The 26,960-nt window shown below is 70.5% G+C and carries 22 protein-coding genes; 4 read left to right on the top strand and 18 right to left on the bottom strand.

Annotated features, from left to right (window positions below; genetic code table 11):
- Positions 1-6 precede the first annotated feature (6 nt).
- Positions 7-1,422, bottom strand: coding sequence for an aminotransferase-like domain-containing protein (locus tag OIE53_RS09875; protein ID WP_327026295.1), 1,416 nt, complete (start codon positions 1,420-1,422; stop codon positions 7-9).
- On the opposite strand from OIE53_RS09875, the gene OIE53_RS09880 reads away from it, so the two are divergent.
- The gene (locus OIE53_RS09880; RefSeq protein ID WP_327026296.1) at positions 1,421-2,395 is read left to right on the top strand and encodes a DMT family transporter; all 975 of its coding nucleotides are present in this window, start codon (positions 1,421-1,423) and stop codon (positions 2,393-2,395) included. The two genes, OIE53_RS09875 and OIE53_RS09880, sit on opposite strands and share 2 nt — an antisense overlap.
- Before the next feature lie 16 nt (positions 2,396-2,411).
- On the opposite strand, the gene OIE53_RS09885 is transcribed toward OIE53_RS09880, so the two are convergent.
- The 4 genes from OIE53_RS09885 to OIE53_RS09900 form a co-directional block, all read right to left on the bottom strand.
- Positions 2,412-3,227, bottom strand: coding sequence for an SAM-dependent methyltransferase (locus tag OIE53_RS09885; protein WP_327026297.1), 816 nt, complete (start codon positions 3,225-3,227; stop codon positions 2,412-2,414).
- Positions 3,228-3,439: 212 nt separating this feature from the next.
- On the bottom strand, positions 3,440-3,997 hold the full coding sequence (locus OIE53_RS09890; RefSeq protein WP_327026298.1) for a dihydrofolate reductase family protein: 558 nt from the start codon (positions 3,995-3,997) through the stop codon (positions 3,440-3,442).
- 158 nt (positions 3,998-4,155) lie between these two features.
- Positions 4,156-6,732 carry a M14 family zinc carboxypeptidase gene (locus OIE53_RS09895; protein ID WP_327026299.1) on the bottom strand — a complete coding sequence of 859 codons (2,577 nt, stop codon included), beginning with the start codon at positions 6,730-6,732 and terminating at the stop codon, positions 4,156-4,158.
- A 187-nt stretch (positions 6,733-6,919) separates the two neighbouring features.
- Positions 6,920-8,503: a DHA2 family efflux MFS transporter permease subunit gene (locus OIE53_RS09900; protein WP_327026300.1), complete on the bottom strand. Its 1,584-nt coding sequence runs from the start codon at positions 8,501-8,503 to the stop codon at positions 6,920-6,922.
- A gap of 640 nt (positions 8,504-9,143) precedes the next feature.
- Here OIE53_RS09900 and OIE53_RS09905 point away from each other — a divergent pair.
- Positions 9,144-9,647 carry a hypothetical protein gene (locus tag OIE53_RS09905; RefSeq protein WP_327026302.1) on the top strand — a complete coding sequence of 168 codons (504 nt, stop codon included), beginning with the start codon at positions 9,144-9,146 and terminating at the stop codon, positions 9,645-9,647.
- Positions 9,644-10,084: a DUF4913 domain-containing protein gene (locus tag OIE53_RS09910; protein WP_327026303.1), complete on the top strand. Its 441-nt coding sequence runs from the start codon at positions 9,644-9,646 to the stop codon at positions 10,082-10,084. Before OIE53_RS09905 ends, OIE53_RS09910 begins: the two co-directional genes overlap by 4 nt.
- Before the next feature lie 61 nt (positions 10,085-10,145).
- On the opposite strand, the gene OIE53_RS09915 is transcribed toward OIE53_RS09910, so the two are convergent.
- The 12 genes from OIE53_RS09915 to OIE53_RS09970 form a co-directional block, all read right to left on the bottom strand.
- Positions 10,146-11,126 carry a hypothetical protein gene (locus OIE53_RS09915; protein ID WP_327026304.1) on the bottom strand — a complete coding sequence of 327 codons (981 nt, stop codon included), beginning with the start codon at positions 11,124-11,126 and terminating at the stop codon, positions 10,146-10,148.
- A gap of 108 nt (positions 11,127-11,234) precedes the next feature.
- On the bottom strand, positions 11,235-12,704 hold the full coding sequence (locus tag OIE53_RS09920; protein ID WP_327026305.1) for a glycoside hydrolase family 19 protein: 1,470 nt from the start codon (positions 12,702-12,704) through the stop codon (positions 11,235-11,237).
- Between the two features lie 5 nt (positions 12,705-12,709).
- Positions 12,710-14,473: a type IV secretory system conjugative DNA transfer family protein gene (locus OIE53_RS09925; protein WP_327026306.1), complete on the bottom strand. Its 1,764-nt coding sequence runs from the start codon at positions 14,471-14,473 to the stop codon at positions 12,710-12,712.
- A complete protein-coding gene (locus tag OIE53_RS09930; protein WP_327026307.1) occupies positions 14,470-16,233 on the bottom strand; it encodes an ATP/GTP-binding protein in 1,764 nt (587 codons plus the stop codon). The genes OIE53_RS09925 and OIE53_RS09930 overlap by 4 nt, the downstream gene beginning before the upstream one ends.
- A complete protein-coding gene (locus OIE53_RS09935; protein WP_327026308.1) occupies positions 16,230-17,729 on the bottom strand; it encodes an SCO6880 family protein in 1,500 nt (499 codons plus the stop codon). Before OIE53_RS09935 ends, OIE53_RS09930 begins: the two co-directional genes overlap by 4 nt.
- 29 nt (positions 17,730-17,758) lie before the next feature.
- On the bottom strand, positions 17,759-18,994 hold the full coding sequence (locus tag OIE53_RS09940; protein ID WP_327026309.1) for a hypothetical protein: 1,236 nt from the start codon (positions 18,992-18,994) through the stop codon (positions 17,759-17,761).
- A gap of 1 nt (position 18,995) precedes the next feature.
- Positions 18,996-19,739, bottom strand: coding sequence for a hypothetical protein (locus tag OIE53_RS09945; RefSeq protein ID WP_327026310.1), 744 nt, complete (start codon positions 19,737-19,739; stop codon positions 18,996-18,998).
- Positions 19,740-19,784: 45 nt separating this feature from the next.
- Positions 19,785-20,150 (bottom strand): hypothetical protein, encoded by a 366-nt coding sequence (locus tag OIE53_RS09950; protein WP_327026311.1) that lies wholly within the window; start codon positions 20,148-20,150, stop codon positions 19,785-19,787.
- A 54-nt stretch (positions 20,151-20,204) separates the two neighbouring features.
- Positions 20,205-20,885 (bottom strand): hypothetical protein, encoded by a 681-nt coding sequence (locus OIE53_RS09955; protein WP_327026313.1) that lies wholly within the window; start codon positions 20,883-20,885, stop codon positions 20,205-20,207.
- Positions 20,882-21,448, bottom strand: a complete 567-nt coding sequence (locus OIE53_RS09960) for a hypothetical protein (RefSeq protein ID WP_327026314.1) — start codon at positions 21,446-21,448, stop codon at positions 20,882-20,884. Before OIE53_RS09960 ends, OIE53_RS09955 begins: the two co-directional genes overlap by 4 nt.
- Positions 21,449-21,711: 263 nt before the next feature.
- Complete coding sequence (locus tag OIE53_RS09965) at positions 21,712-22,530, bottom strand: zf-HC2 domain-containing protein (RefSeq protein WP_327026316.1); 819 nt, start codon at positions 22,528-22,530, stop codon at positions 21,712-21,714.
- A gap of 89 nt (positions 22,531-22,619) precedes the next feature.
- A complete protein-coding gene (locus OIE53_RS09970) occupies positions 22,620-23,189 on the bottom strand; it encodes a sigma-70 family RNA polymerase sigma factor (protein WP_327026317.1) in 570 nt (189 codons plus the stop codon).
- 353 nt (positions 23,190-23,542) lie between these two features.
- On the opposite strand from OIE53_RS09970, the gene OIE53_RS09975 reads away from it, so the two are divergent.
- Positions 23,543-25,177, top strand: a complete 1,635-nt coding sequence (locus OIE53_RS09975) for a ricin-type beta-trefoil lectin domain protein (protein ID WP_327026318.1) — start codon at positions 23,543-23,545, stop codon at positions 25,175-25,177.
- A gap of 71 nt (positions 25,178-25,248) precedes the next feature.
- On the opposite strand, the gene OIE53_RS09980 is transcribed toward OIE53_RS09975, so the two are convergent.
- Entirely contained in the window at positions 25,249-26,763 is a 1,515-nt protein-coding gene (locus OIE53_RS09980; RefSeq protein WP_327026319.1) for a S8 family serine peptidase, read from the bottom strand.
- Positions 26,764-26,960 lie beyond the last annotated feature (197 nt).

The following is a 26,960-nucleotide window of genomic DNA, read 5'->3' on the forward strand; positions in this document are numbered from 1 at the left end:
GCACCGTCACCGTCGAGGGGCGCGGCCCTGCTGGTCCAGGGCACGGGACAGGCGCCGGACGGCCTCGTCCATCAGGTCGGGCCCGGCGGCGGCGTAGGTGAGGCGCAGGTGCGCCGCCGGTGCTTCGGCGGCGTACCAGGGACGACCGGGGAAGACGACGACGCCCTCGGCCGCCGCGGCGGCGGCCAACGTCAGGTCGTCGGTGCCCTCGGGCAGCCGGAGCCACAGGTGCAGGCCGCCGCGTGGCACCGGCTGTCGGTCGACGAGGTCCGGCAGGTGCCGGCGCAGCGCGGTCAACAGCGCCTCGCGCCGGGCCCGCAGTGCGGTACGCAGCGCCCGGAGGTGACGCGCCCACGCCGGGGCGGTGAGGAACTCGATCGTGGCCTGTTGCAGTGGGCCGGCGACGAAGAAGTCGTCGAGCAGTCGGGCCGCGCGGAGCCGGGCACCGGCCGGCCCGACCGCGCCGAGTGCGGCCACCCGCAGCCCGGGTGCGGTGGATTTGGTCAGCGAACGCAGGTAGACGACATGCCCGTCCGGGTCCTCGGCGGCCAGTGGCGGCGGGGCCGACCCGTCGATGGTGAGGTCACGGGCGTAGTCGTCCTCGATCAGGAACGCCCCGGCGTCGCGTACCGCCTCGGCGACCTGGGCTCGGCGGTGGGCGGCCAGGGTGGCGCCGTGCGGGTTGGCGTGCAGGGGTTGGCAGTAGAACAGCCGGGCACCGGTGCGGGCGAACGCGGCGGCCAACTGGTCGGGTCGTACTCCGTCTGAGTCGGCGGGCACCGGCACCACCCGCAGCCCCGCCGCCTGGGCGGCGGCCAGCGCACCCAGGTAGGTCGGCGACTCGACGAGCAGTGCGTCGCCGGGCGTGGCGAGGGCCCGCAGGGCCGTCGACAGCGCGGCCTGGCCACCCGGACAGATCACCATGTCCTCGGCGCGCAGCCCGCCGCCGACCTCGCGGGCGAACCAGGCGCGCAGGTCCGCCCGTCCCTCGACCGGTCCACGCTGCCACGACGCGGGCTGTCGGGCGGCGCGGGTGAGCGCGGCGCCGAGGGCGGCGGCGGGCTGCAACTCCGCCTCCAGATAGCCGCCGGACAGCGGGATCGCCCCGGCGGGCGGTAACGCCAGTAACGCCTGCATCTCCTCCTCGCCGGGACGGCGGGCGCCGAGGGCGACGGTCTGCCAGGACAGGTCGGCGGTACGGGGCTCGTCCGGCCGGGCCGCCACATAGGTGCCTCGACCGGGCCGGGTCTCGACCAGGCCTTCCCGGACGAGGTGCCGGATCGCCTCGGCGACGGTGACCGGCGAGGCCCGGTGCCGACCGGTCAACTCGCGTACCGAGGGCAGTCGGGTGCCGGGACCGGCGACGGCGGCCAACCGACGCAGATCTTGGATAACGCGGCCCGTTGCGTTACCGTCATTCATGAGAGAAGAGAGTAGCGCTACTGCCCGGTCGACGGTAACGCCGCCCGATCGGGCGGTCGGTCTGATGCTCGGCGCGCTGGGCGTGCTCGCCTTCAGCATGTCGCTGCCGGCCACCCGGATCGCCGTACAGCAACTCGATCCGTGGTTCGTCGCCTTCGGACGCTGCGTCGGCGCGGCGCTGCTGGGCTGGGCCTATCTGCGGGTCACCGGGGCGCCACGGCCGAGCCCGGGTCAGTGGCGCCGGTTGTCACTCGTCGCCCTCGGCGTGGTGGTCGGCTTTCCGCTGTTCACCTCGTTGGCGCTGACCACCCAGACCGCCTCGCACGGCGCGATCGTCATCGCCGTGCTGCCCGCCATGACCGCCGTGTTCGCCGTGCTGCGCGCCGGGGAACGCCCGCCGCCGCTGTTCTGGGTCGCCAGCACGGGCGGACTGCTGGCGATCCTCACCTTCCTCCTCGCCAACGGCGCGGTGCTCGGCACCCCGGCCGTGGCGGACCTGTTCCTGCTCGCGGCGGTCGTGCTCGCCGGTCTGGGGTACGCCGAGGGCGGCGCGCTCGCCCGCGAACTGGGCGGCGCCCGGACGATCTGCTGGGCCCTGCTGCTCTCGCTGCCCGTCACCGTGCCGATCACCGCCGTCGCCGCCCTGGCCGATCCTCCGCACGCCGACGCCGGCGCCTGGTCGGCGTTCGGCTATCTCACCGTGGTGTCGATGTTCCTCGGCTTCTTCGCCTGGTACGCCGGACTGGCCCGGGGCGGCATCGCCCAGGTCGGCCAGATCCAACTCGCCCAGCCCGTGCTCACCCTGGTCTGGTCGGCACTGCTGCTCGGCGAACGGGTCACCCCGGCCTCGATCGCGGCCGCCCTGGTGGTGCTGGCCTGCATCGCGCTGGTCCAACGCACCCGCACCACCAGGCCGGCGACCGTGCCGGTGCCGGCGGCGACCGTCGCCGGTGAGAACGCCTCCCGCCGGTGACAGCGCCTCCCGCCGGTTACGGCTTGCGGCCGACCGCGCAGTACTGGTCGATCTCGGCGGGGTCGGGATCGGCGCCGTCGGGCCGCCAGCGGGTGACCGAGACGACCCCGGGCTCTACCAGTTCCAGTCCCTCGAACAGGGCGGCGATCCGTTCCGGACTGCGCAGGTGGTACTTGGGGTTGGCGGAGACGTTCCAGATCCGTGCCGCCTCGGTGACCGCCTCACTGGTGTCGCTGCCGTCGTACATCGCCAGGTAGCTGCCCGACGGCAGTTCGGCCATGATGCTGTCGATGATCGACTTGGCTTCCTGGTCGGACTCGATGTGACCGAGGATGCCCATCAGGATGAGCGCCACCGGCTGGCCCAGATCCAGGATGCGGGCCGCCTGGCGAAGGATGCCCGCCGGGTCCCGCAGGTCCGCGTCGACGTAGTCGGTGGCGCCCTCGGGGGTGCCGACCAGCAACGCCCGCGCGTGGGTCAGCACCAGGGGGTCGTTGTCGACATAGACGATGCGCGCCTGCGGGTTCACCGACTGGGCCACCTCGTGGGTGTTGTCGGCGGTGGGCAGGCCGGTGCCGATGTCGAGGAACTGCCGGATGCCGGCGTCGCCGGCCAGGTAGCGGATGGCCCGGGTCAGGTAGGCCCGGGAGAGGCGGGCGTTCTCCGCCAGCTGCGGCAGGTTGGCGATGATCTGGTCGCCGACCTCGCGGTCGGCGGCGAAGTTGTCCTTGCCGCCGAGCAGGTAGTTCCAGATCCGGGCGGTCTGCGGCACGCCGGTGTCCAAGGTGGACTTGTTTCGTTCGCCACCGGTCACGGCCGCACCGTCCGCCACGATCACACCTCAGTCTCGTCTGGACTTACCCCGAAAGATGAAGGGAAGTCTAGACCGGGGTCGATGACCGCACCCTCAGCGACCCCTCACCTCCCGGCAACAGTTGCCGTCGACAACCGCGCAGCCTGCGAAACCCGGCCCGAGATGAGGGTGGCTCGGTTCGTACAGGTACCCCCCGGCCCCGTGACCGGGGGGTACCTGACCCGGCCGGATCAGTGGATGACGTCGTAGATCGCCAACTGCACTCCGTTGCCATAGGTGGCGTGCTCGACCAGGGTCAGCCGCTGCTTGTCGGCCCCCTCCGGGGCGAACAGCCGCCGACCGCCGCCGAGCAGCAGCGGAAAGACCAGCAGGTGGTACCGGTCGACCAGACCCGCCGCGGCGAGCCCCTGGGCCAGGGTGGCGCTGCCGTGCACCAGGATGGTGCCGCCCTCGCCCTGCTTGAGGGCGGCGACCTCGTCGAGGGACCGCAACACCGTGGTGTTGTGCCACCGGGGATCGGTGAGGGTGGTCGACACCACGTACTTCGGCATCGCGTTGTACGCCGCGAACTCCTCCATGGTCGGCCAGACCGGGGCGAACTCGTCGTAGCTGACCCGGCCGATCAGCAACGCCCCCGCCTCCTGCTCCTCGCGGGCCTTGATCTCCCACACGGCCTCGTCCATCGGCACGTCCTTGAACGTCCAACCGGCGTGCGGGTGACTGCCCCCGCCCGGTGAATCGATCACGCCGTCCAGGGACATGAACTCGGTGACGATCAACGTACGCATGGTGCGGGTCTCCTTCATCGACGAGCTGTGGTGCCTTCACCGCAACGTCGAACGGGCCCGGCCGGATTCGACAACCGACGGAGAAATTTCGTCGCCGACGAGCAGTGCCCCGTCGGTGCGACAACTCGCACCGACGGGGCACCGAATACCTCAGCGGACTACTTCTTGGGCTTGCCCTTGCCCTTCTTGTCCTTCTTCTTGTCCTTCTTGGGCTTGTCCGGGTCCGCGTCACCGATGGTGATCGTGGCCTTGTTGAAGTTGTTGCGCTTGTCGGCCTTCGACGGGTCGTAGTTCTTCTCGATGTTGCCCGCCGCGTCGACCGAGAACCAGTGGAAGGTCGTCGTCTCGGTCACGTGGAACACCTCGCCCGGCTCCCGGAACTCGGTCGCCTTGTAACGGGGCGAGTCGAGGGTCGGGCGGCTGCCGTCGGTGGTGTAGTAGATGGTCGCCGGCTCGCTGACCTCGAACCGTACGTCCACCGGGCCGGAGAACCGGCCGGCGCCCGGCACCAGCGTGGAGGTGGGGGCCTTCTTGTCCTTGCCCCACTCCGCCGCGATCCGGAACATCTCCATGATGCCGTTGGCGTACTCCATGGTCTCGGCGTGCCCGCTGACCAGCTCGGGGTTGCCCTCCCACGGCGGCTGGAAGGAGCCGCCCTGCCAGTTGCCGGTCGCCGGGTTGTAGACCGAGCCACCGACCTCCCAGCCGAAGGAGTAGATGCCGTAGGTGTGGTACAGGTCCTCGCGGACGTTGCCGGCGGACGAGTAGAGCACGTCGGAGGAGCCACCCACGTTCTCCGGGGTGACCACGGTCTCCCGGTACGCCTTCACCTGGGACAGGATGCGGGAGGCGGCCTGCCAGTAGAACATCTCGTCACCCAGCGGCGGACGGGGGGTGGTGACCCGACCGTCGGCCTTGTAGGCGCCCGGCTGCCAGAACAGCTGGCCACCGTTGGAGTGCACCGACATGAAGAACTTGATGTTCGAGTAGGTCTCGGCGAGCCAGACGATGTTCTTCGCCTCCGGCTCCGACAGCTTCTCCGGACCCTGGTACGTGTTGCTGGTGCAGACGAACGAGCCGCCGGCGTAACCGTCCTGGGCGGAGCCCACCCGGTAGTTGCGGTTCAGGTCCACGCCCCAGGAGTTACGGCGAGCCGGGTCGGCGTCCGCGTCCGGGCAGTGGTTGGTCATGTTGCGCCGCTGCGAGGCGAAGTTGTAGAAGCTGTAGTTCGCCCCGTCGGGGTTGTTCGTGGGGATCAGGAAGATGTCGGTGTTGTCGACGATCTTCTTGGTCTCCTTGTCGGTCTTGTAGTTGGCGACCAGCCGCTCCGCGGTCTCCAGGGTGGTCGTCGCCGGCACCCACTCGCGGGCGTGGTCCTGGGCCTGGATCAGGACACCGGGCTTCTTGCCGTCACGGTGCTTGCCGATCCGCAGCACGCGGACCGTGTTCGGGCCACGCGGCACGTCACCCTCGGGCGCACCGACACGCTTCTCGTCCAGGAAGTCGCTCAGCGCCACCGGCGCCGTCGGCGCCACGATGCCGGTGCCGGCGTTCGTGCGGTACGGGTGCGAGCGGTCGATCAGCCCGTTGGACTGGGTCTTCAGGGCCGTCGCGACCTCAGCGGCGGTGCTGGCCAGCGCACCGGAGGAGTCCTTGGCGAGCAGGACCCGCACGGCCTTGCCGTTGACCTCAACGGACAGCGGCAGGTTGGCGCCGGGCCGGTCGACGAACTCGACCGTGATGTCGTTGCCGCCCTCGTGGCCCCAGGCCGCGGAGGTGACGACGACCGCGGACTGGCCGGTGCCACCGATGGTGGCCTGCGCCTTCCGCTGGTAGCCGTTCGTCTTGTACGGCAGGTAGACGATCTCGGCGATCTTCGGGTTCTCCCGAGCGATCTCGTCCATCCGGTCGTGCAGCTGCTGCGGGTGCTTGTACCCGTCGACCAGGTTCCACTTGTAGCCCGGCTTGTCGGTCAGCGGCGGCTCGCCGTCTTCCAACCAGTCGGACACCGGGCCGACCGCGACGCCACCGGTGGAGCTGGTGACCCGGATCTGGCTCGGCCGGGTGTCCAGCTTGAACAGGTTCCGGTGGAACATGTACTGGCCGGAGTCGATGAACCGGCTCATCGTCCGGGCGAAGGCGAAGTCGGTGCCCTGGCCGGAGTCGTTCTCCAGCTGCATGCCGACGATCGGGTCGGTCTGCGCACCCTCGGTGGTGCGCGCCTCGACGTAGAGGAAGCCCTGGCCCTTGGTGGTGAACCAGTCGGCGCGCGCGATACGTACCGCCGCCTCGTGGCTCTGGGTCGACATGGTCGTCGCCTCGGGCATCGACCGGGCGGTCGCGGCCCGGGCACCGACGGCCTGGAACCCACCGTCGGCCTCGTCGCTCCAGGTGAAGCCCTCACCCTCGGCGAGGATCCGGACCCCCATCGCCTCAAGTTCGACGCGCTGCTCGGGGGTCACCACGGCTTCACCCTCGATGCCGTCCGGCACCCGCTGAAGGCCGTGCTCCAGGTCGAAGCCCGCAGCCACCACCCGGTCGAGCATGTCCGACCCGGTCAGGTGGATCCGCACCACGTCGGCGTTGTCCGCGTGCTCCAGGTGGGAGCGACCGGCCTCGGCCGTGGGCTCCGGCGCTGCCGCGGACTCCGCGACGGCCGGTTGGCCGGCCAGCAGAACGCTGCCCACCAGCACGGGTACTACGAGAAGAGCGATGCGTTGTCGCGTGCGCCGCATTCTTCCCTCCTTATTTACTCGAGGCATGGGTGGGAAGAAGCTACCGGCGCCAGTCGCGCCTGACGGCCTGCGTCGGGCCCAGTTGACCGAATCTTGAGTTAAGGGGGGCCGGTCCGGGTCAGACACGCGGCGGGGAGCCGCCGGAGCCGGCCGCCGGGAGGCTCCCGACGGCCGGCGCAACAGCCGGTCAGTGGATGACGACCGGGGCCTTCGGCTGGTCCCCGGGCTGGTCGTCGAGCAGGTGGGACCGCTCGCGCCGACGGGGCAGGAAGGCCGCCGGGATGAGGGTCAACGCGACCAGGGCGAAGGCCACCCAGAAGGTGCTGGCGAAGGCGTCGGCGGCGAAGTTCAGCCCCCGCTCGATCAGCGACGGCTCGACCGGGAACTGCTGGAGCAGTTCCGGCTGCTGCTGGGCCGCGATGGCCAGGCCGGCCTCGGTGACCGGGTTCCCGTTCGGGTCGGTCACCCCCGGGATCGGGGTGGACTTGTTCAGCTCGTTGGTCAGGATCACCGACATCACCGCGGCTCCGATGGAGCCACCGATCTGCTGGAGAATGTTGACCAGGGTGGAGCCGCGGGCCACCTCGTGCCCGGTCAGGGTCCGCAACGCCGAGGTCATGATCGGCATCATGGTGCCACCCATGCCCAGACCCATCACGAACAGCGAGCCACAGATCAACACGTACGAGGTGTCCGCGTCCACCTGGGTGAAGGTGGCGAACCCGGCGATGATCAGCAGCAGGGCGAAGGGCACCGTCCGGCCCACCGGCACCTTGTCGGCGAGCATCCCGGCGATCGGCATGGTCACCATCGCCCCGATGCCCTGCGGGGCGATCAGCAGACCGGCGGCCAGGGTCGACTCGCCCCGCACCTGGAGGAAGTAGCTGGGGAACAGCAGCCCGGCACCCATGAAGGCGATGATGAACACGAACATCGTCACCGCCGCCACGGTCAATCGGCGGTTACGGAACAGCCGCAGGTCCAGCAGGGGGTGCCGGGGCCGGAACGAGTAGACGACGAAGGCCACCACCAGGGCCGCGCCGATCAGCATGGGCACCCACACCCCGTTGTCGGCGAAGGTGCCGGTCTCCGGCAGGGTCGACACGCCGTAGAGGAACAGGGCCAGGCCGGGCGAGAGCATCAACATGCCGAGGAAGTCGAAGGACTCCGAGGGCTCGGGGTTGTCCTTCGGCAGGGCCATCTGCGCGTACACCAGGGCGACCAGGCCGATCGGCAGGTTGATCAGGAAGATCCAGTGCCAGCTCGCCACATCGATCAGCCAGCCGCCGAGGATCGGTCCGCCGATCGGGCCTAGCAGCATCGGGATGCCCAGCACGGCCATCAGCCGACCGATCCGGTGCGGCCCGGCCGCCCGGGTCATGATCGTCATACCCAGGGGCATGAGCATTCCGCCGCCCAGGCCCTGCACCACCCGGTAGGCGATCAACTGCCCGATGGTGTCGGCGGTCGCGCAGAGCCCGGACCCGATGGTGAACAGCGCCAGGGCCAGCATGTAGAGGCGCTTCGTGCCGAACCGGTCGGCCGCCCACCCACTGAGCGGGATGACCGTGGCCAGGGCGAGGGTGTAGCCGGTCATCGTCCAGGCCACCCGGGCGTACGAGGCGTCGAACTCGCTCTGGAAGGTCGGCAGGGCGACGCTGACCACGGTCACGTCGAGGATCGACATGATCGCGCCGAGCACGACGACGCCGGCCACCTTGAGAACCGCCGCGTCGAGCTTGTCCGAGGTCGGGACAGACTGCTGTTTCACCAGGTCTCCTGAATCGAAAGTGCCCGTCGGGCGGCGCTGCCGGCACCAGCCGGCGATGGCGGGCATGACCATGGGCGCGAACCCGCAGCGCAGATTAGCCCGCGCCGGTTTCGCCACGCCCATGAATTAACGGTCAGCAGACAAACACGTCACGTGTTCTGCATCACTGGACCCGGTGCTCGGAGATGCCGCCAACACTCAGCGGTGTGGACCAGGGGCGGGAGGCCCGGCACGGCGGTGGCAGAGATTGCCGCCTGCGGTGAACCGACCCCGCGCCTGCTTCGTCAGGGGGTTGTCCGCACATTCCCCGAGCCCTTCTCCGGGAGAACAGCACATGGTCGACAAACACAGCGACAACACGGAAAACATCAGGATGAGGCGGCGGCGATATGACCAGACGGTTCGCTCCATGGGTGGAAGGACCTCCCCAGGCTCGAGTTCGGACTCCGACACCGCCGACACCCGGGATGTGACCGCGCAGAACCTGAGTCGGATCGATCTCCGCGAAACCAGCGACGGTCAGTCCGCGCAATGGGTAGCTACCACGGCTCCCAGGAACACGGTCACCCACGACCCTTCGTTCCCGTACTCCCAGTCGGGCCAGCCGGGCCTGACTACCCACGGCACTCTCCAGCACGAAGTGGGTGGCCACGAGCAGGCCGACCGGGTCTACCAGCACCCCGACGACCCTGACCTGCGCGGGGTCAACATGCACCTGCCCGGTCAGAGCGCGGATGATCCGGAGTGTGTCGCCTCCTACCAACGGCAGTTCGCGACCATCCAGGAGAACTGGGACGTCGTGACAACCGCCCTGGACCAGGACTGGGCGGTCAACCAGGACCCCGCATGGAGGGACCACGTGAACAGCCGAATCCAGTACGCGCAGGCGACGGCGCATGTCCACAACGAGTCGACCGCCATCGACCTGACCGACTCCCTCAGGGGTGCAGGCCTCGCCGACGGCCCGCTCGGCAACCAGCTCCGCGCCATCACCAGCGAGGCCCGCCGTCGGCAGATGCTCGGTGGCGAGGTGGAGCGGATCCCCCTGGTGACCGCCACCTCGTCCACCCGGATGGCCGCGTACACCCACACCCTCGGCGGTGCGCAGGGATGGCAGCAACCCAAACCCAAGGGCAGGAAATGACGACCGTGTACGACTCACCGCCAGCACCGGCGACGGTCGCCGCCCCAGCGCCGCCACCACCGCCGCCACCCCGGCCGCGTTTCATCTCCTTCCTCGACGACCAGGAGTACGACGAGGCAATGGTCCGGCTGAGCCTCTGGGTGGAGCATGTCCTGCTGCCGACGTACGGCCGGGAGGTGACTTCGGCAGCGCCCTGGTGTCCGCAGTGGTGGAACCATGCCGAGGCGGTGGTCCAACTGCACGCGCTGTGGCTGGCCTGGGAGGAGTTGACCGGCTATGCGGGCGGTCCGTTGGGTCCGGCCAACTGGCACCGGGACTACCTGGGCCCGGTGATGAACTCGCTGCGGGATCCGGCCGGCCCCTTCGCCGGTTGCAAGACCGGGTCACACCGGGCGAAGACGACGCCGGTCGTGGAACCGTTTCCGATGGGCCTCTGAGGGTGGGTCTGCGGTGACCGCACGGACGGCCACCGCAGACCCGTCACCGGCCCATGCCGCCTCAGCTGCGCCCCTGCCGCTGAACCTGGCCTTGGCTCGGCCCTTGGACCTGCGCCGTCGAACTTGAGGCGACCTGGCTCGGGTAGCCGCCCGGATAGCGTCGGTCAAACTCCTTCAGCGGGATGGCCTTGTTCTGCGCCGGATCCATGGCCCACCAGGCCTCGGGCGTCGTCTGGCTGACGTGGGTGTTCCGATCGTTCGACCATTGCCAGGGGTTGCCCGGGTCGGAGCTGGTAGGTGAGGGGGTTCGCAGTGAACCGGAGGGTGAACTGCGGTCGGTACGGGCGGGGCCCGCGTGGTCGGGAATCTGGGTCAGGTGCTGCGGATCGACGAGGCCGGAGCCACTCTGGTCGCTCAGGGTGCCCTGGTAGTAGAGGGCGTCACGACCGGTTAGCCCCGCCGCCACCGCTGCGGCGCTCTCCCGCAGCTCGGCCTGCCCCGGCGCGAACCCGTAGGTCGTCAGGTCTCCCCTACCGGGCACCGCCGATGCCGGTAACGCGGCGCTGTAGTTGGCCCGGGCTGTCACCCGTGACCTTTCACCCCGCGTCACCTGCGCGCTCGGAAACAGGGTCTTGATCGATTCCCTCAGGTATTCAATGCGTTCCTTGCACGGATTGCAGGTGCCGTTCACCGCCGTGAACTCGAAATCGACCCGTTGAGCGTCTGAGCCGTGCGTAGTGGCGTATCTCCACAGCGCCTGATACGTCTCCTCACAGGCGCCGACCTCAGCCTCGATCCCCGTTTGTTTGACATCCTCGGAGGCGCCAGGCCAGGTCGAGAAGGACGAACTCTCGTAGCTCTTGTCCCTGCTCTTGAAGATCCGGTCGCTGAGTAGGGAGCCGTCGGCCATCGGCAGCTGAACCTCTTCGTTGTTGATGTAGACCCGCACCTTGAGCCATGTCTGCCCACGGACATCCGGGACGACCGCCGCGAGATCGTCAAATCGGTTCTGGGATGCTTGCCCGTACCCCGGTTGAGTCATTGTCGTCTACCTCCTGACCGGCTGCGGCAGGATTGGCCGCAGCACCAGCAACAACGGCTGCTCCGGCCAACCGGTTCACCCGATCGCCGCCGTTTTCAAGAATGTCCTTCAGCAGGTGAGGTCGTCTTCATTTCCGACCTCCACGCCGAGGCTGGTGGCGAAGCGTTCGTAGGCCGCCACTCTGGCCTGTACCTGGGCGGAGTTTCCCCCACCGCATTCCAGGGCGCCGTTGATGGTGCGGATGGTCTCGCCGAAGCCCCCGCCACCGGTCATCGCGGAGTGGGCGGTCATCGTGCCCGCCCCGGTCTGGGTCGTCCAGAACCACAGCGCGGTCTGCCAGGCGACCGAGGGATCGTCGCGTACCAGGTCCGGCTGGTTGAGCAGGTCCAGGCCGAGGGCGTCACCGGCGGCCTTGTAGTTGGTGTTCCAGCTGAGCTGGATCGGACCACGTCCGTGGTACGCGGTCTGTCCGGCCGGACACCCGTACGGCTGACCGGTGTCGCAGTAGTTGCCCCAGGCGGCCTGGTTGATTTCCTCGATGTGCACCAGGCCACCGGACTCGTGGTTGACGTTGGCCAGGAAGGCCGCCAGTTCCCGCTTGCGGGTCTGCTCGTCACCGGTGGCGGCGAAGGCGGGAAACTTCGCCATCGCGTCCCGGAGCCCGGCGTAGGTGTAGAACGAGTTCCGGTTCGGAAACATCGCCGTGAAGACCGACTCGCTGAGCAGGGTGGACCCGTCGACGTCCGGCCCGTCCTCGTCGGGCGGGGTGGGGTCGGGATCGGGATCGCCGTCGGGCTCCGGATCCGGTTCGTCCGTCACGGGGTCCGGGTCGGGCTCCTCCGTACCGGTGGAGGTGTACTTCTCAAACAACCCTCGGACCTGGAACGGGTAGGCGCCCAGGGCCAGCACCGGCATACCGCCCTGGGCCTCGACGGTCTCCAGGCCGATCTCCCAGGCCATCAGGGTCAGGCTGAGGTGGTCACCGACCACCTTCTTCTCCTTGCTCAGCTGCCCGGTCCTCTCGGCCAGGTGGCAGAAGTACCGGGCGTGGGCGTGGATGGAGTCCTCGGGGTCGAGCACGGAGGCTTCGCCGCTGTCGTCGTCGTCCTCGCCGAACTCGTCGAACACCTCCGGGGTCAACTGGGAGAGCCCCTTGCGGCCCTGCGGGCCCTCCATGTCCGGGTCGAAGGCCGAGGCGTAGTCGATCTGGGCGGCCAGGATCACCGGGGTGAGCAGGTCGCACTTCTTGGCGGCCTCCCGGATCGGTGCGACCAGATCCTGGTCCGGGATGTTCCTCGGGTCGAAGGTCCCACGGCCGTCGCCGCCGGAGAGTTCGATCAGGGCGTTGACCCGGGAGGTCTGCCCGTTGGGGTCCGAGGGGTCCGCCGAGGCCGAGGTCAGTTGCGATCCGCCGGCCATGGCGAAGATGACCAGCAGGACTATCAGGGCCAGCAGCGCCAGGACCACCAGCGGGAACAGCCCGACCACCGAGATGACCGCCCAGAGCAGCTGGGAGGCGTCCAGTTTGAAGATCGAGCTACCGGCCTGCCGGGCCGCCTGGGCCTTACGCAACGCCATGCCGGTCAGCCGGCCCGGTGGGACTCGCGGCGGCGCCAGCGTGCCGCGGCCCGGTCGGTGATGGCCTGCACCTCGGCCTTGGCCGCCGCGCCGATCGGCCCGGCGTCGGGCTCCCTGAACCAGGGGCGCAGCCGGATCAGCGCCGGGCGTACCCCGGTGGCCAGCAGCAGGGCGGTGCCCTTGGGCAGGGCCCGGATCTTGTCGGCCGGCAGCACCTGCTCCTGCCGGTAGGACACCGACCGGGAGGAGCCGTCCTTGGAGCGGGAGTAGCTGGGGGTACGCACATCGTGCTGCCCGACCAGCCGGGCCACCTTGTCCACGAAGTCCGCGTCGTCCAGCCCGGCACCGAGCAGCTTGATGGTGGCGGCGCTCCACAGGGCGTCCATCCCCGCCTCGCCCCAGACCCGCACCCCCTGCCGGTAGCTCTGCAGCAGGGTCACCACGCTGATCCCCCGCGAACCCAGGTGGCTGTAGAGGTCGGGCAGGTCGGAGATGCGGCAGACGTTGGCCGCCTCGTCCAGGATGGCGGTCATCGGCGGATCCAGCCGTCCGCCCATCCGTTCGGCGGCGACCACCGCGGCCCGGATGACGGCGTCGGCCAGCCCGGCGATCACCCCGGCCGCGGAGCCGCCGCCGTCCTTGGAGAGCAGGTAGAGGGTGTCCCGGCCGAGGACGTGCTGCTCCGGGATGAACTGCGGAAGGTACGGATCGGGGCTGACCCAGGCCAGGATCTCCGGGTCGAGCAGGCAGGCCACGCACTGCCGGGCGGTCTCGTAGATGCCGTCGCGGGTCTCCACCGCCCCCCGGACGGTGCCCTGCAACTGCTCGGCCATCGCGGTCATGCCGACATCGCGCAGCAGATCGACCGGGGTACGGTCCGCCGGGTCGGCCAGCCAGGCCAGCAGGTCATTGACGGTGGCCCCGCTGCGGGAGGCGGCCAGGAAGAGGGCGGTCAGGGTGTTCTGGGCCGCGGCGATCCAGAAGTCCTTCTTGGAGGAGTCGTCGTTGACCGAGCTGACGAAGTGGCCGGCCAGGCGTCGGGCGCCCTCGATGGTGTCGCAGCCGCTGAGCATGTCCCACCACATGTCGCGTTCGGTGTAGGCGATGCCCTGCGGGTCGAAGGTCCACACCCGGCCGACCTTGGTGCGCTCCTGCCGGGTGACCGTGAACACGTCGGACTTGTTCGAGGTCAGCAGCACCGGGCCGGGTGCCCGCAGCACCCGGGGGATGGCTATGCCGGTGGACTTGCCGGCCCGCGGTGCCATCAGGTCCAGTTCCACGTCCTCGTAGGAGGAGCGCAGTTCCGGCCCGGCGGGCATCAGGTCACCGAGCAGGTTGCCGGTGTCGTCCGGGCGCAGCCGGGCCACCTCCTTGAGCCCGGGGCGCAGGTCCCGGGCGCGGGCCTCGATCCCCTTGCCGGTCATGGCGCTGAGTTCGGCGGGACCGGCGAGGCCATGCGGTCGGCGCGGGCGACGCACGATCCCCCGCACCAGCAGGGCCACCGGAGAGGCGGCGACCAGGAGCAGGGCGGCGGCCCCGCCGTAGACCAGATACGAGGGTACGTCCGGCCAGACCTGGTCGGTGGCGCCGGTGACCAGGTGGAGGTAGACCTGCGGGCTGAACGGCGGCGGCTGCCAGCCGTGCCCGCTGAGCAGGGCGGCCAGGGTGCCGCCCAGCCACAACGGCACGAAGATCACCAGGTTGAGCAGGGCGAAGCCGGGAATCAGCCAGGGCAGCCAGTCGCCCCCCACTCCCCCCGGGCGGCTCATCGCCGCCCCGATTCGCTGTACGGGGCGGGGGCTACCAGGTCCCCGCCGGTCACCGCGCGTACGGCGGCGGCCCGCTCGGCCAGCAGTCGGTCCGCCTCTCCGTTGGCGATCCAGCGGGTGTTCGTGTCGTGCAGGTGGCGTTCGGTGTCCGTGATCGCCACCCGGATCGGGATGCCCGGACGACCACCTACCTTGATCAGGAACCGGCCCCGGCCGGGTGGCTCCTCGTTCCCGCCCTCCTGCGCCCACCCCGGCGGGGAGGACCAGGAGGACACCAGATCGATCTCGCGGCGGGACAGCCCGACCACCCGGCCCAACTCCTCCATCTCCGCCCGGGGCAGACCGGCGCAGGCCACCATGCCGGCCCGTTCGACGAAGCCCCGGGCCTTGGCCTTGTCGGCCTCGCTGCCGAGGGCCTCGGCGTCCTTGAGGGTGTGGGTGATCTTCGCGTCGGCCAGGCCCAGCGACCGGTTGAGCCGAGTGAGGGCGTCGATCCGGTCGACGATGCCGGAGGCGGCCCGCAGCGGACGCCACAACTCGTCCAGCACGGTGAAGAACCAGCGCCGGGGCGCCAACCCCGCGTCCGCCAGGGCGTGCGAGGCGGCCACCGTACCCAGCCCGTCGGACCAGGCGGCGAGCATAGCGGCGGCGGTCAACTGCCCGTCGGCCTCGCCGATGCGGGAGATGTCGATGCAGACGGCGGTGGCGTCCGGGTCGATGCGGGTGGAGGTCTCCGCGGCGAAGGTGTCACCCAGCGGGCCGTCGAGGATGCCGAGCAACGACCGGTGCAGGGGGTCGACGGCGTCCCGGTAGCGGGACTCCTGCCCCCGGTCCAGGGTGACCTGCCGGACCCGGGGCGGTCCCTCCTCCAGCACGGCGAGCAGTTGCGGCAGCCGGAAGGTCTGGCCCTGCGGGGTACGTTCACGCAGGTGCCGCAGACAGGCGGAAAGCACGGACTGCTCGTGGTCGCTGATCGGGCCGCCCCGGACGATGGTGAGCAGGGCCGCGACCATGTTCAGAACCCGGCCGTGGGTCTCGGCCTCCAGGGCCTGCCCCGCTTGTCCCCCGATCCTCGCTGCGGCGGCGCCCATCGCGCCCGGGTCCAGGATGTTCAGGCCGCCGACGCCCCGGGAGATGGAGATGACCTGTCCGCCGAGGGCCCGGACGGTGTCGGCGTAGTCCGGTTTGAGGTCACCGAGCACCAGTGGTACCACCCCCTGGGCGCTCAACCCGATCAACATCCGGTTGATCAGTGTCGACTTGCCCAGGCCGGGCATGCCGAGCATGAACAGGGAGGGATTGGAGATGTACCGGGCCCGGGTGAACCAGTTGAGGGGGTCACCACAGACGGTGGCCCCGGTGTGGATGTGCTGCCCCAGCGGGACCCCGGTCATCGGAGCGCCGGAACCGGAGGCGAAGGGCCAGAGCCCGCAGGCCTGCACGGTGGTGGCCCGCCACATGGTGGGCGGATCGAACGCCGCCACCCGACCACCACCCAGGGCGTACGAGCCGCGGTGTGGCACGGTGTCCTCCCGGTTGGCCCGGGCCAGTCGCCGCAGGTAGCGCTGTTCGGCCGCCGCCTGCTGGGCCTGCCGCCGCTGGGCGCGGCGCAACTCCCTCGCGGATGGCCGGCCCCCCTCGTCCGGTTCGATGTCCTGCTCCTCGACCGGGGGCACCACCAGGTCGGACATCGCGTTTCCGGCCCCGGCGGCACCGCGGGGCCACCCCGCACCCAGGCGGAACCGGCCGGCAGCGCTCACAGCGCCTCCTTCAGCTCGTGCGGGACCATGGTCTGCTCCCAGGGCAGGATGCCGACCGGCAGGGCGCAGGAGAACGCGGCGGCCTGCATCCGGTCGGCCGGGCGCATCGCGATCCGGGTGGCCCCGAGCAGGTTGCGCATCGTCACCTCGGCATCGCGGATGTCGGCCACCGAGTCGACCGTCAGGGTCACCAGCATGGAGAACTCGACCAGACCCGCCCCGGAGGCCTCCTCCGCCGCGGTCTGCTCGGCCGCCTCGATCTCGGAGACCGCCCGGGCCCGGACCAGGCCACGGGTCGAGTTGGCCATGAACTGGGCGGACCGACGATCCGATTCGACGATCTTCGCCGAGGTGGCCGGGTCGATCGGGCGGTAGACCAGGGCGACCCGTTTACGGCGGATGCCCAGGGCGGGGTCGAGCAGGCTGCGCAGCACCCCGGAGCGCACGGTGCCCCGAGGCGCCAGGGTCAGCAGCCAACTGCGGGAGACCCCGGAGTCGTGCTGGTAGTGGCTGACCGTCTCGACGGCCGCGGCCGGCCCGGCGTCGGCCCAGTCCAGCCCGGTGTGACCGTGCTGGGCGCGTACGTCGAGGACCTCGGCGGCGACCGCCGGGTCGTACGCCACCCGGACCACCTCGGCGATCCGCTCGGCGGACAGCGGCTCCGCCGACCCCCCACCGGCCGCTACCAGGCCGCTGAGCACCCCCGGCAGCCGCAGCGCCAGATCGGCCACCATGGTGTCGTGGTCCCGACGGGCCCCACCCGGTGCCGAGTAGGTGAGGGTGAGGAAGGTGTTCATCTCCGAGGAGGCGTCCGGATAGTTGCGCACCACCTCCTCCATCACGGCCCGGGCGGCCGGGGGTGCGTCCGGTGAGATCCGCCCCAGCACCTCGGTGGCCAGCCGGGTACCCGGATCCGGTGCGGTCTCCACGACCACGGCCGCGCCGCGCAACCCCGGCTCGTGGGCCAGCCGGGACAGCCACTCCCCCCACAGCGCCACCCACGTGTCGACCTGATCGGAGTCGACCAGGGACCCGCCGTCCGGCTCGCAGCTGAGCACGACGGTGTACTGGTTACGGTGGCGGTGGTGCAGCACCCCGAACGGGCGGTCGTAGGGGTCCCGCCCCTCCAGCATGGTCACCCGGCTGAGCAGTCCCGGTGGCCGGAACCGCCCGCCCGGTCGCGCCGACAGCGGGCCGGAGGCGTACAGGTGCCGCCCCAGCGACCTGCGACGCACCCAACCGATCCGGACGGCGGCCATGTTGTACACGTTGCGGCCGTCGGCGGTACGGATCGCCAGGGGTGCCAGCATCAGCGCGAGCGGCAACCCCACCACCAGGGCGGTGTTCAGGGAGATCATGGAGGAGATCAGGACCATCACCAGCCCGCCGAACAGGCCGACGGTCCCGACCAGGCCCAGCGAGCCCAGCCCGGCTTTGCGAGGGCGACGCCAGTTTCCGTACGTCGGTGTCTTCATGGATTCCGCGGTCGTACTCACGATGGTCCTTCTCCTCGTCGCGGCATCGGTCAGTCCCGGTCCCCGAGGGCACCGCTGGCGATATCGCTGGCGTGTTTGTGGGTGGTGCTGACCGCGCTGGCGGTCTTCTGCACGACGGTGGCGCTCTGGCCCACCGTCCAGGCGGCGGCGCCGACGGCACCTCCGGCGACCCGCCGCGCCGCCGTACCGGCTGCCGCCAACCGGCTCCCGGAACCGGAGCCACCGCCGGAGCCACCGGACGCTCCGCCGCTGGACGAGCCGCCCGACGAGCCGCCGGAGGAGGAGGCGGCCGAGCCGCCGCCGGTGGGGGTGCTGTTGCCACTCGGCGGCTTCGGCCGGCCGGAGATGGCGGAGCCGGCCCGGCCGCCAGCACCGGCGATCTTCCTGGCGCCGCTGGCGACCACACCGGCCGCGGCGCCGCCGACGGCCACGCCGGTACCGCTGCTGTCCCGCGAGCCGAGGGTAGCCATCGCCGGTACGACCAGCCGCATCAGCGCGGGCAGGGCGACCGCGGCCATCAGCAGCACGGCGGCACCGGCGAGTTTGTAATGTTTGGCGTTGTCACCGGTGGCACCGATCATCGCCGCCCCCGAATACATGATCAGCCCGACGACGGGTTTGAAGGCCAGCCAGGCCACCATCCAGGCGATGTGCTTGCGCCACCAGCCCCCGCCCCACTCGGACATGGAGGCGGCCGCGGCCATCGGGAGGGTGCCGGTGAGCAGCACCATCACCCCCAGCCGGATGTACATCAGGATGATGTGGACGCAGCCGGCGATCAGCAGCAACAAGCCGACGATGATCAGCAGGAAGGCGGTGAGCCCGTCCGTGCCGCAGTTGGCGATCAGCTTGAGCTGCGCCTTGATGCCCTCTTCGTAGAGATGGTGGGAGTAGACGTCCGCCTCGCTGGCCAGCCAGTTGATCACGGTCCACGCCGCGCCCACCGTGAGGACCATCCGGACCAGGCCCATCAGGGCCACGGTCAGCGGCTGGCCCTTGCGTTCCAGCGCCACCCGGAAGGCCGCCGCCAGCAGGGAGGCCACCGCGATGGTGACGACCAGCCAGTCGGTCTGCATGTGAATGCTCTCGTTGAGCTGCTGGTCACCCAGGGTCGGAATGTCCCCCAGATTGGCGAAGAGTTCGACCGCGGCGCCCATGATGGCGGCGGCGATGTCGCTGAGGATGCCGTCGATGCCGCGTTCGAAGAAGCCGACGACCTGGCCGATCGTGCCGATGTAGACGGCGTCACCGGTGGCGCACTCCATGTCACACCTCGTTCCACAGCACGAAGCCGACTAGGGAGATGACCGGGGCGGCCCGGGTGTGCAGGCCACCGGAGTTCAGTGGCCGCAGCTGCCAGTCGACGCCGTTCCAGTCCACGGTGTAGTCGACCGAGGCGTACACCAGATTCGCCTGCCGGATCAGCACCCGGATGCTGGCCGTGCTCGGCGAGTACCGCAGCACCAGGAACCCGGCCAGGGTGTTGACGGTCTGCACCGGCCCGGTCTCGCCCATCGAGGCCCGCATCGCGTCGAAGTAGTCCCGCCCCAGGCCGGGCACGAGCTGCTGGCGGCTGACCGTACGCCAGTCGGGGCCGCTCATCTGCCGGGAGATGGTGTGTGCCGCCATCACCGCCCCCATCGGGGTGTGCGCGAAGCACCACAGCAGCGCTCCGGTGCTCTTGCGGGGTCCCGCCGAGGCGGAGCGCGGCACCTTGGCCCCGTTCAGCGGACGCCACGAGATGTCGGTGGGCACCTTGGTCGGGATGCGCTGCGCGGAGTCGTCCGTGCGGCAGCCCTGCGGGCGGCTGCCGTCCGGGCCCAGGGTGCCGATCACCGGACCCGGGGTGGCCGCGACGCTGGGCCCGGCCCCCGGGTCGCCGTTGATCGCGGCGACCGTGCCGGTGAACAGGGCCAGGGCGAGGAAACCGGCCGACATCTGCCAGCGGCGGTGCTGCCAGAAGGGCTTGTCCTGATCCGCGTCGTCGTCGGATGTGTATCTCAGTCTCATGGCGCCTTCCCGGATCGCGGTGACCGTCTGCTCCTGCCAGTAGGGCTAGGTGCCGGAGGTTCCCGTACCGAACACCCAGGTGACGATGGGCCCCGCGGTGGCGACCAGGATGCAGCCGCCCAGCACCATGCCGAGGCGGCTCATGTGTTCCGAACTCTCGCCGCGCTTGTGGGAGATGGCCATCACCGCGCCGGTTACCAGGACACCGACCACACCGGCCGCCGTACCCGCCCAGGCGAGCAGGCCGAGTACCTGCTGGACCTTGTCGGACAGACCGAGCGGCAGGGTTCCGTTGATCGAGGGCTGTGGCACCGTGCCGCCACCGCCGGTCGGGTCGGGGGCCGGGCCGGGGGCCGCCAGCAGGGTCGTGGCCTGCGCCAGGCTGCCGTAGTAGAGGTCGGAGAGGGACATTGCGGCTCCTTGGAATCGGATGTGGGTGGTTCAGGCGGTGGGCCGGCCGGATGATCAGTCGGTGAGGGCCAGCCATCTGACGAACGGACCGGCGGTGGTGGCGATCAGGCAGGCGGTGAAGACGAAGGCGATGCTCTTCGTGTACTCGGTTCGCTCTTCCATGGCGCCCCGACGCAGCTGCGCGGCCAGGGTCGCGCCGGTGATCAGCAGGCCGGCCACCGCGGCGGCGCTCACCAGCCACGCCATCAGGTTGAGCAGGTTCGCGACCGACTTCTTCGGATTCGTGTTCACGGTGTACGCCTCGACCACCGGCGGCTCGAAGTTGACCGAGTTGATCGGGCTGTCGCACTGGAACTTCCCGGCGTGCACCGCCCCCGACAGGGTGCAGCTGCGCGCTCCGGTGATGTCGACGTTGTCCTTGGTCACCGACTCACCGGCGAGACCGGTGTGCATCTCGATGTCCATCTTCACGCTGTCGCCCGACACGTACGGGGCGCTCATGTCGAAGGACCCGTGGGTCGAGCCCTTCTTGCCGGAGCAGACCCGGTCACTGCCGCGCGGGTTCTTCATGGTGGTGTCGGTCTTCAGGCAGAGGGTGTAGAGGAAGGCGGCCCCACCCCCGTGGATCTTCAGGGTGTAGGTGTCCTCCGCCGCAGCAGCAGCGCCCGAGGGGGCCAGCAGACCCCACCCCAGGCCGACGACCGCGACGAGGAGGAGGCGCAGGATCCTGCTCACGACCGCCTCCGCGCCTCGGTGGCCACCAGGGCGGCGATCCGGTCGAGTTGCCGGCCCAGCCGTTTCGGCTCCTCCCCCACCCGAAGGCAGGGAATCCAGGGCACCCGGTGCACCGGGGCGATCGACCGCAGCAGGCGGATCCGGCCGAGCAGCGGCGCCGGCAGCCGACCGGGGGCATCGGCGATCAGCACCACCCCGACCAGCCGCATTCCGGCCGGATGCCGGCCCTCCCGCAGGGCATGCAGGGCCCGGGAGACCGCCCGCAGTCCGGTCAGGTTGGTGCGCCCGACCACCATCACCCGGGCGGGTTCGGCCAGGGCCGGATCCGGCCAGCGGCAGCCGATGTCGGTACCGCCCAACAGCTCGGCCAGGGTGGTCGTGCCCGCACCTCCGTGCGCGCCGATCCACCCGATGCCCTTCTCGGAGAGGCCGTCGTGCGGCCAGGCCGTGCCGTCGTCGTAGGCCGGACCATCGCCGTAGGCCGGGCCGGCCAGTGGATCGACGTGCCCCGGCCGACCGGTCGAAGCCTCCGGCCGCCGTAGCGCCACGGACCCGTTGCCCATCTGCCCTGCCTCCCTTCCCTGCTCGCCTTCTCGGTCACCGGATGGCAGTCCAGCCACCGGGGACGGCCGCTTAACGGCGCGCGCGGTCGGTCGGTTCAGGACGAGTCAGGGATTTTTTTGCCCCGGCTCCGCCGGGCGTCGGACCGGGCCACCGAGCCCGGCGGTACGGGCATCCGACTGGTCGGCCCACCGCCCGGTCACGGACGGCCGGAGGAGGGTGCGCCGGGGTGGCGGAGCCGAGCCCGGGAGACGGAGGTCGACCGTCAGCGGGGCGAGGCGGGGGTGCGGGCGATCGGGGCGGTCACGATCGCGGAGCCGTCGGTCAGCCCGACGGTGATGAAGGAGAGTTCGTCGACCGGCAGGGAGGTCTCACCGGCCACCTCCTGCGGCCCGGAGGTGGCCGTCCAGTCCCGTACGACATGGGTGGCACCGTCGCGGGTCACCGCGAACAGCCGATAGCGGGTGCCCTGCCGCAGGCCGGTGGCGGTGATCCGGATCGTGGCACTGCCCTGGCCCCCGGGGGTGATCACGACGGAGAGGCTGGCCCCATGACCGGGGGCATCCCCGGTGGCGGTCAGCACCGGATCGGTACGGGCCGTCCACTCGTTGACCACCACCACGCCACCGGCCAGCACCAGAATCACGGCCGCCGCCCCGGCCCAGAGGGCCCGACGCCGCCGCCAGGAGCCGCCGGTCGTCGCCGGACGCGCCCCCGAGGTACGCCTACTAGCCGGTCGATTGTCGGCCGGTCGGGCCGCTCCGGCGCCCGAGGGGCTGCCACTCGGCCGGCTCACCGCCGAATCGTCGGCCACGGCGGGCGACGAGCTGGCGGGTGGCGACCCGGACGAGGAGTCGGCGGACGGGGAGGCGGCGTCGGTGGCGGCCACGGGAGGTGGGAACTCGTCCGTGGGCAGGGACCAGTCCACATCGTCCAGGCCGGCCAGGCCGCTGATCGAGGGACCGATCTGGGCCGCCTCGTCCAGGCAGTGCCAGCAGTCGGCGAGGTGGGCCTCGAACGACTCCCGCTCGGCGTCGTCCAAGGCGCCCATCAGGTAGAGGGCAAGCCTCTCCTGATCGGCCACGGAGTGATCCCCGCCTACGCGCATCCAGCCCTCTCCTCAACGGGTCGGCACCACGCGGTGTGTCTGTCTGGGCCCGGGCGACCTCGGGATCAGGACGACTCGGTCGAGCCGATCGCGGCGTGCAGTGCGCGTACCGCGTAATAGGCTCTGGATTTTACCGTACCCTCGGGTATCCCCAGCCGCACCGCCGCCTCGGCCACCGAGGCGCCCCGGTAGTACATCTCGATCAGCACCGCCCGATGCTCCGGGCTGATCTTTCCTAGGGCGAGCCGCACCGCGTGCACGCTCACCACCCGTTCCATCTCGTCGTCCGTGGTGGGGACCCGGTTCAGGTCCGGCAGGCTGACCTCGGGGGGTCGGGCCTGCCGCGCCCGCATGGCGTCGATCGCGACATGCCGGGCCACCGTGTACAACCAGGGGGCGATCTTCGAAGGGTCGGCGGCGAGCCGGTCGGCGTTGCGCCAGGCCCGCAGGAAGGTCTCCTGGACCAGATCCTCGGCGAGTTCCTGCTGACCGAGCAGCAGGCGGGTGAGGAAGCGGTGCAGGGGTTTACGGTACTCCTCGACGATCTGCCGGAGCAGGGGCTCGGCGGCGGGCGAATCGCCGACGGCACCGTCTGGGATGGATGGCGCGATCGACTCGTTGGGCACCGCCGACACAGACCGCCTCCCTGACGGACGGATGGCATCCTGCCGGCCGGATGGACGTTGCTCGCCCTCGCGGCCCTGGCAGCGAGCATAGTCGTACGCCTGCGGGGTGACGTCGCTGAGGTCGCCCGGCGGCCGACGACGACATCGACCGGAGTAGGCCGAGTTGAATCGATCCTGGTCAGCACCCTTATTCGCTCCACTTCAGACGGTTTGGTACGGAGGCGACACCGTCCGATAGACGGATGGGGGTGGCCTCCGGTTCAGATCCGTCCGACATCGGTTGAAAGAATCCCGGTCGGCTTTGAACGCCAGACGGTGGCGATCCGTCACGACAGGTGTCGCCACGCCGAAAGGGATGGCCCGTGACTACCGACCTCGTACGCAAGAAAATCAGCTTCGGCCGCACGCCCCGCAAGGTGCTCGCAGCCCTGCTGGCCGCGCTGGCGGTGCTCGCCGCCGTCATCGCCACCATCAACTGGGGGGTCGCCTCCGCCCGCGACGACACAGTGATCGGCGCTAAGGTCACCGACAAGCAGTTGACCGCCATCGTCGCCGCGGCCCGCTCGTGCCCGATGCTCACCCCGGCCCGGCTGGCCGGGCAGTTGATGGCCGAGTCGGGGCTGGACAACCGGGCCCGCAAGACCGCCTCCGGCGGTCGGGGCATCGCCGGTCTGGACGACGAGGACTGGAAGGCGTGGAAGCCGTGGCCGGACGCCCGCCGGTCCGACATCGCCGCCAACGTGCTCGCCCTGGCCCATCAGATGTGTGACTTCAGTGGCCAGCTCCGGCTGGTCGGCATCACCGGTGACCAGTGGCGTACGGCGGTCGCCGCCTTCCACACCGGGCTGCCCGCGGTCACCCAGGCCCAGGGGGTCCCCGCCGAGGCCGTCGAGTACGTCGATCTGGCCAGCGGCTACGCCGGGTACTACGGCCAGCTCAAGCAGTTCGGTGGGCCCGGGGCGCCGGCCCCGGCCGCCCCACCGGCGGGCAACACGAAGGGGGTGCCCGCGCCGTACGTCCCGCTGGTGGTCACCGCCGGGTCGGTCTGCGAGCAGGTCACCCCGGCCATGGTGGCCGCCCAGGTGATGGCCCTGTCCGAGTTCGACCCCCACCGGCTCGGTCCCGCCGGGCAGCGGGGCATCGCCCAGTTCCTGCCCGAGGTGTGGCGCAGCCACGGCCCCGGTCGGGGATCCGCCTGGGATCCGCAGACCGCGATCCCGGCCTTGGGAGAGGCGATGTGTGCCCTGATCGACGAGTTGTCCAAGCTGGACGGTGATCCCTACCTGCTGGCCCTGGCCGCGTACCGCAACGGTCCCACCGCGGTACGGCAGAGCGGGGGTAGTTTCGACCAGCCGACGGAGACCTTCCTGCGGGCGGTGAAGGCGCTCACGGACCTCTACGTGCTGGACACCCGACTGGCCCGGTCCGCACCGGCCGATGAGCCGACCACGGCACCCCCGGCGGAGGAGACTCCCGAGCCGCCGGCGGAGGAGGATCCGCCGGCCACCTCGCCGTCGGCGTCCCCGAAGTCGGGAATTACCGCACCGTCGGAACCTGACCCGGTCCAGACCAAGCCGACGACCGCCGCGCCGAAGACGACCGCACCCAAGCCCCAGCGTCCCTCCGGGGCCAAGCAGATCTTCCACCCGCGTACCGGGCTGTGTGTCAGCTCCGGCAGCAACGGCGACGGCACCCGACTCGAACTGCGCACCTGCAAGGAGGAACCGGCGCAGTGGTGGGTGGTCCGCAACGACGGCACCATCCGCTCCCAAGGGCTGTGCATGGACATCGCCTGGGGTGCCTCTGAGGACGGCACCGCCATCCAGGTGGCCATCTGCAGCGGCAATCCGGCGCAGTCCTGGCGCATCAACGACAAGGGCGGCATCATCAGCGCCATGAACGGCAAGGCCGTCGACGTGGAGATGGGGGCCAAGAACAAGCCGCTGGAACTCTGGATCTACGTCGGTAACGCCGAGCAGACCTGGAAGCTGCGGTAATCAGCACACCGAGTCGACCAGAAACGGGGGTACGGACCGCGCGGTCCGTACCCCCGTTCTCCGTAGCTGGTTCAGCTGTAGGCCCGCCGACGGTGCAGACCCAGCGCCAGGAAGGCGCCACCGCCGAGCAGCGCCACCCCGATCAGGACGAGGGTGGCCATGCCTCCCCCGCCACCGCCGCCGGTGCTCGCGGCTCCGGTCGGCTGTTCACCGTCCAGGGTCCGGGCCAGCGACACCCCCGGATTGATCATTCCGGTGCCGTACCTGCTGTCCGGGGTCTGCTCCCCCAGCCCATCAGCGGTGTCCCGGATCCGCTGCTCGACCTGGGTGGCGTTCAGCTCCGGATAGGCGGCCCGCACCAGCGCCGCCTGCCCGGCCACGAAGGCCACCGCGAAGCGGGTGCCGCTGTAGCTCAACGGGCCGGTCTTCCCGGGTCCGATTCCGGTCACGTCCGCCCCGGGCGCCACCACCTCCACCGTCTCCGGCTGGTAGTCCTCGACCAGCTTGTTGTCGGCCCCGACCCCGCCGACCAGCAGCAGGGCGCCGGTGGCCTCGGGCTCGCTGGGCGAGGGCAGGGTGACCGGCTTGGTCGGGGCACCCGCCACCACGACCACGTCGTGGTTCAGGGCGGTGGTCAGGGAGGCGATGACCGCCGGGGCGGACAGGTCCACATGCGAGCCGAGAGCGACCACGGAGGCGCCCGCGCTCACCGCCACCTCGATGGCGTTCGCCGCGTCCGTGGGCCGGGCGGTGCCCGACTTGCCGATCATCCGGATCGGCAGGACGGTGGCGTCCGGGGCCAGGCCGACCGGGGTCTGCTGAACGGCGGTGTTCGCCGCGATGATGCTCGCCATCGCGGTGCCGGTACCCAGGCAGTCGGTGTCGCCGCGGCCGTTGCCCACGGTGACGTCCGCCCCGACCGTCACCCGTCCGCTGAGTTCTTCCAGACGACCGTCCACCCCCGAGTCTACGACGGCCACCATGACCCCGTTGCCTCGGCTGAGGTCCCAGGCCCCGTCGATGGCCAACCGCAGCTGGGCCCAGTCGGAACGGCTGCTGGATCCGGCGACCGGGGTGCAGCCGGCGGTGTCGGAGGTGCCGCTGGGCGACGGGCTCTGGCTGGGGCTGCGCGAGGGGCTGGGACTGGGACTGGTGCCGGAGGTCGGGCTGGAGGCAGGTCTGGGGGTACGGGAGGGCCCGGGTGAGGTCGTGGGCTTCCCCGGGCCGGCGGGGATCTGCCCGTACTTCACCCCTTCGCCGACCGCGTCCCACGGCAACACCAGATACCAGCCGCGGTTGAGCCGGGTCGGGTCGGTCAGGCTGGCCCCGTCGGGTTGCACCCGACCGGCGTTGAGGTTGTAGATCTCCGCAGACCGCTCACCGCTGCCGAGAAACCGGGTGGCGATCGCGGTGAGGTTCTCCGGTTGTCCCTGGTACGCCGCCGTGACGACGTAGTACTTGACGTACGCCTGCGGGTCCAGGGGCGCTTTGCGGGCTGTCGCCGTACCGGCCATCGCCACGACCATGCAGCAGACAGCCACCACTCCCGCGAGCAGGCGTCCTACGTTGAGGCGCTTCGCCAGCACTGATCTTCCTCCTTCGGGAGCCCGGCCGAAAACCCGGGCGACACCCTCTACAGCGGATCTGGACCGTATCCGTTCAATCGGATCGAGAAAAACGTCGAACTCGGCTGAACCGACGACCAGTGACCATCGTCATGATGACGCAAGGGCCACGAGACCAGATGATGTGGTGGTTCGCCGGCCGTCACCTGCACGCGCAA

This window comes from Micromonospora sp. NBC_01739 (genome assembly GCF_035920385.1).
Taxonomy (GTDB): domain Bacteria; phylum Actinomycetota; class Actinomycetes; order Mycobacteriales; family Micromonosporaceae; genus Micromonospora.

Excerpts from the sequence above, each read along its gene's own strand:
- OIE53_RS09880 (WP_327026296.1), top strand. The coding sequence starts at position 1,421 with ATGAGAGAAGAGAGTAGCGCTACTGCCCGGTCGACGGTAACGCCGCCC.
- OIE53_RS09875 (WP_327026295.1), bottom strand. The coding sequence starts at position 1,422 with ATGAATGACGGTAACGCAACGGGCCGCGTTATCCAAGATCTGCGTCGG.
- OIE53_RS09890 (WP_327026298.1), bottom strand. The coding sequence starts at position 3,997 with ATGCGTACGTTGATCGTCACCGAGTTCATGTCCCTGGACGGCGTGATC.
- OIE53_RS09895 (WP_327026299.1), bottom strand. The coding sequence starts at position 6,732 with ATGCGGCGCACGCGACAACGCATCGCTCTTCTCGTAGTACCCGTGCTG.
- OIE53_RS09910 (WP_327026303.1), top strand. The coding sequence starts at position 9,644 with ATGACGACCGTGTACGACTCACCGCCAGCACCGGCGACGGTCGCCGCC.
- OIE53_RS09915 (WP_327026304.1), bottom strand. The coding sequence starts at position 11,126 with ATGACTCAACCGGGGTACGGGCAAGCATCCCAGAACCGATTTGACGAT.
- OIE53_RS09920 (WP_327026305.1), bottom strand. The coding sequence starts at position 12,704 with ATGGCGTTGCGTAAGGCCCAGGCGGCCCGGCAGGCCGGTAGCTCGATC.
- OIE53_RS09925 (WP_327026306.1), bottom strand. The coding sequence starts at position 14,473 with ATGAGCCGCCCGGGGGGAGTGGGGGGCGACTGGCTGCCCTGGCTGATT.
- OIE53_RS09940 (WP_327026309.1), bottom strand. The coding sequence starts at position 18,994 with ATGGAGTGCGCCACCGGTGACGCCGTCTACATCGGCACGATCGGCCAG.
- OIE53_RS09945 (WP_327026310.1), bottom strand. The coding sequence starts at position 19,739 with ATGAGACTGAGATACACATCCGACGACGACGCGGATCAGGACAAGCCC.
- OIE53_RS09950 (WP_327026311.1), bottom strand. The coding sequence starts at position 20,150 with ATGTCCCTCTCCGACCTCTACTACGGCAGCCTGGCGCAGGCCACGACC.
- OIE53_RS09960 (WP_327026314.1), bottom strand. The coding sequence starts at position 21,448 with ATGGGCAACGGGTCCGTGGCGCTACGGCGGCCGGAGGCTTCGACCGGT.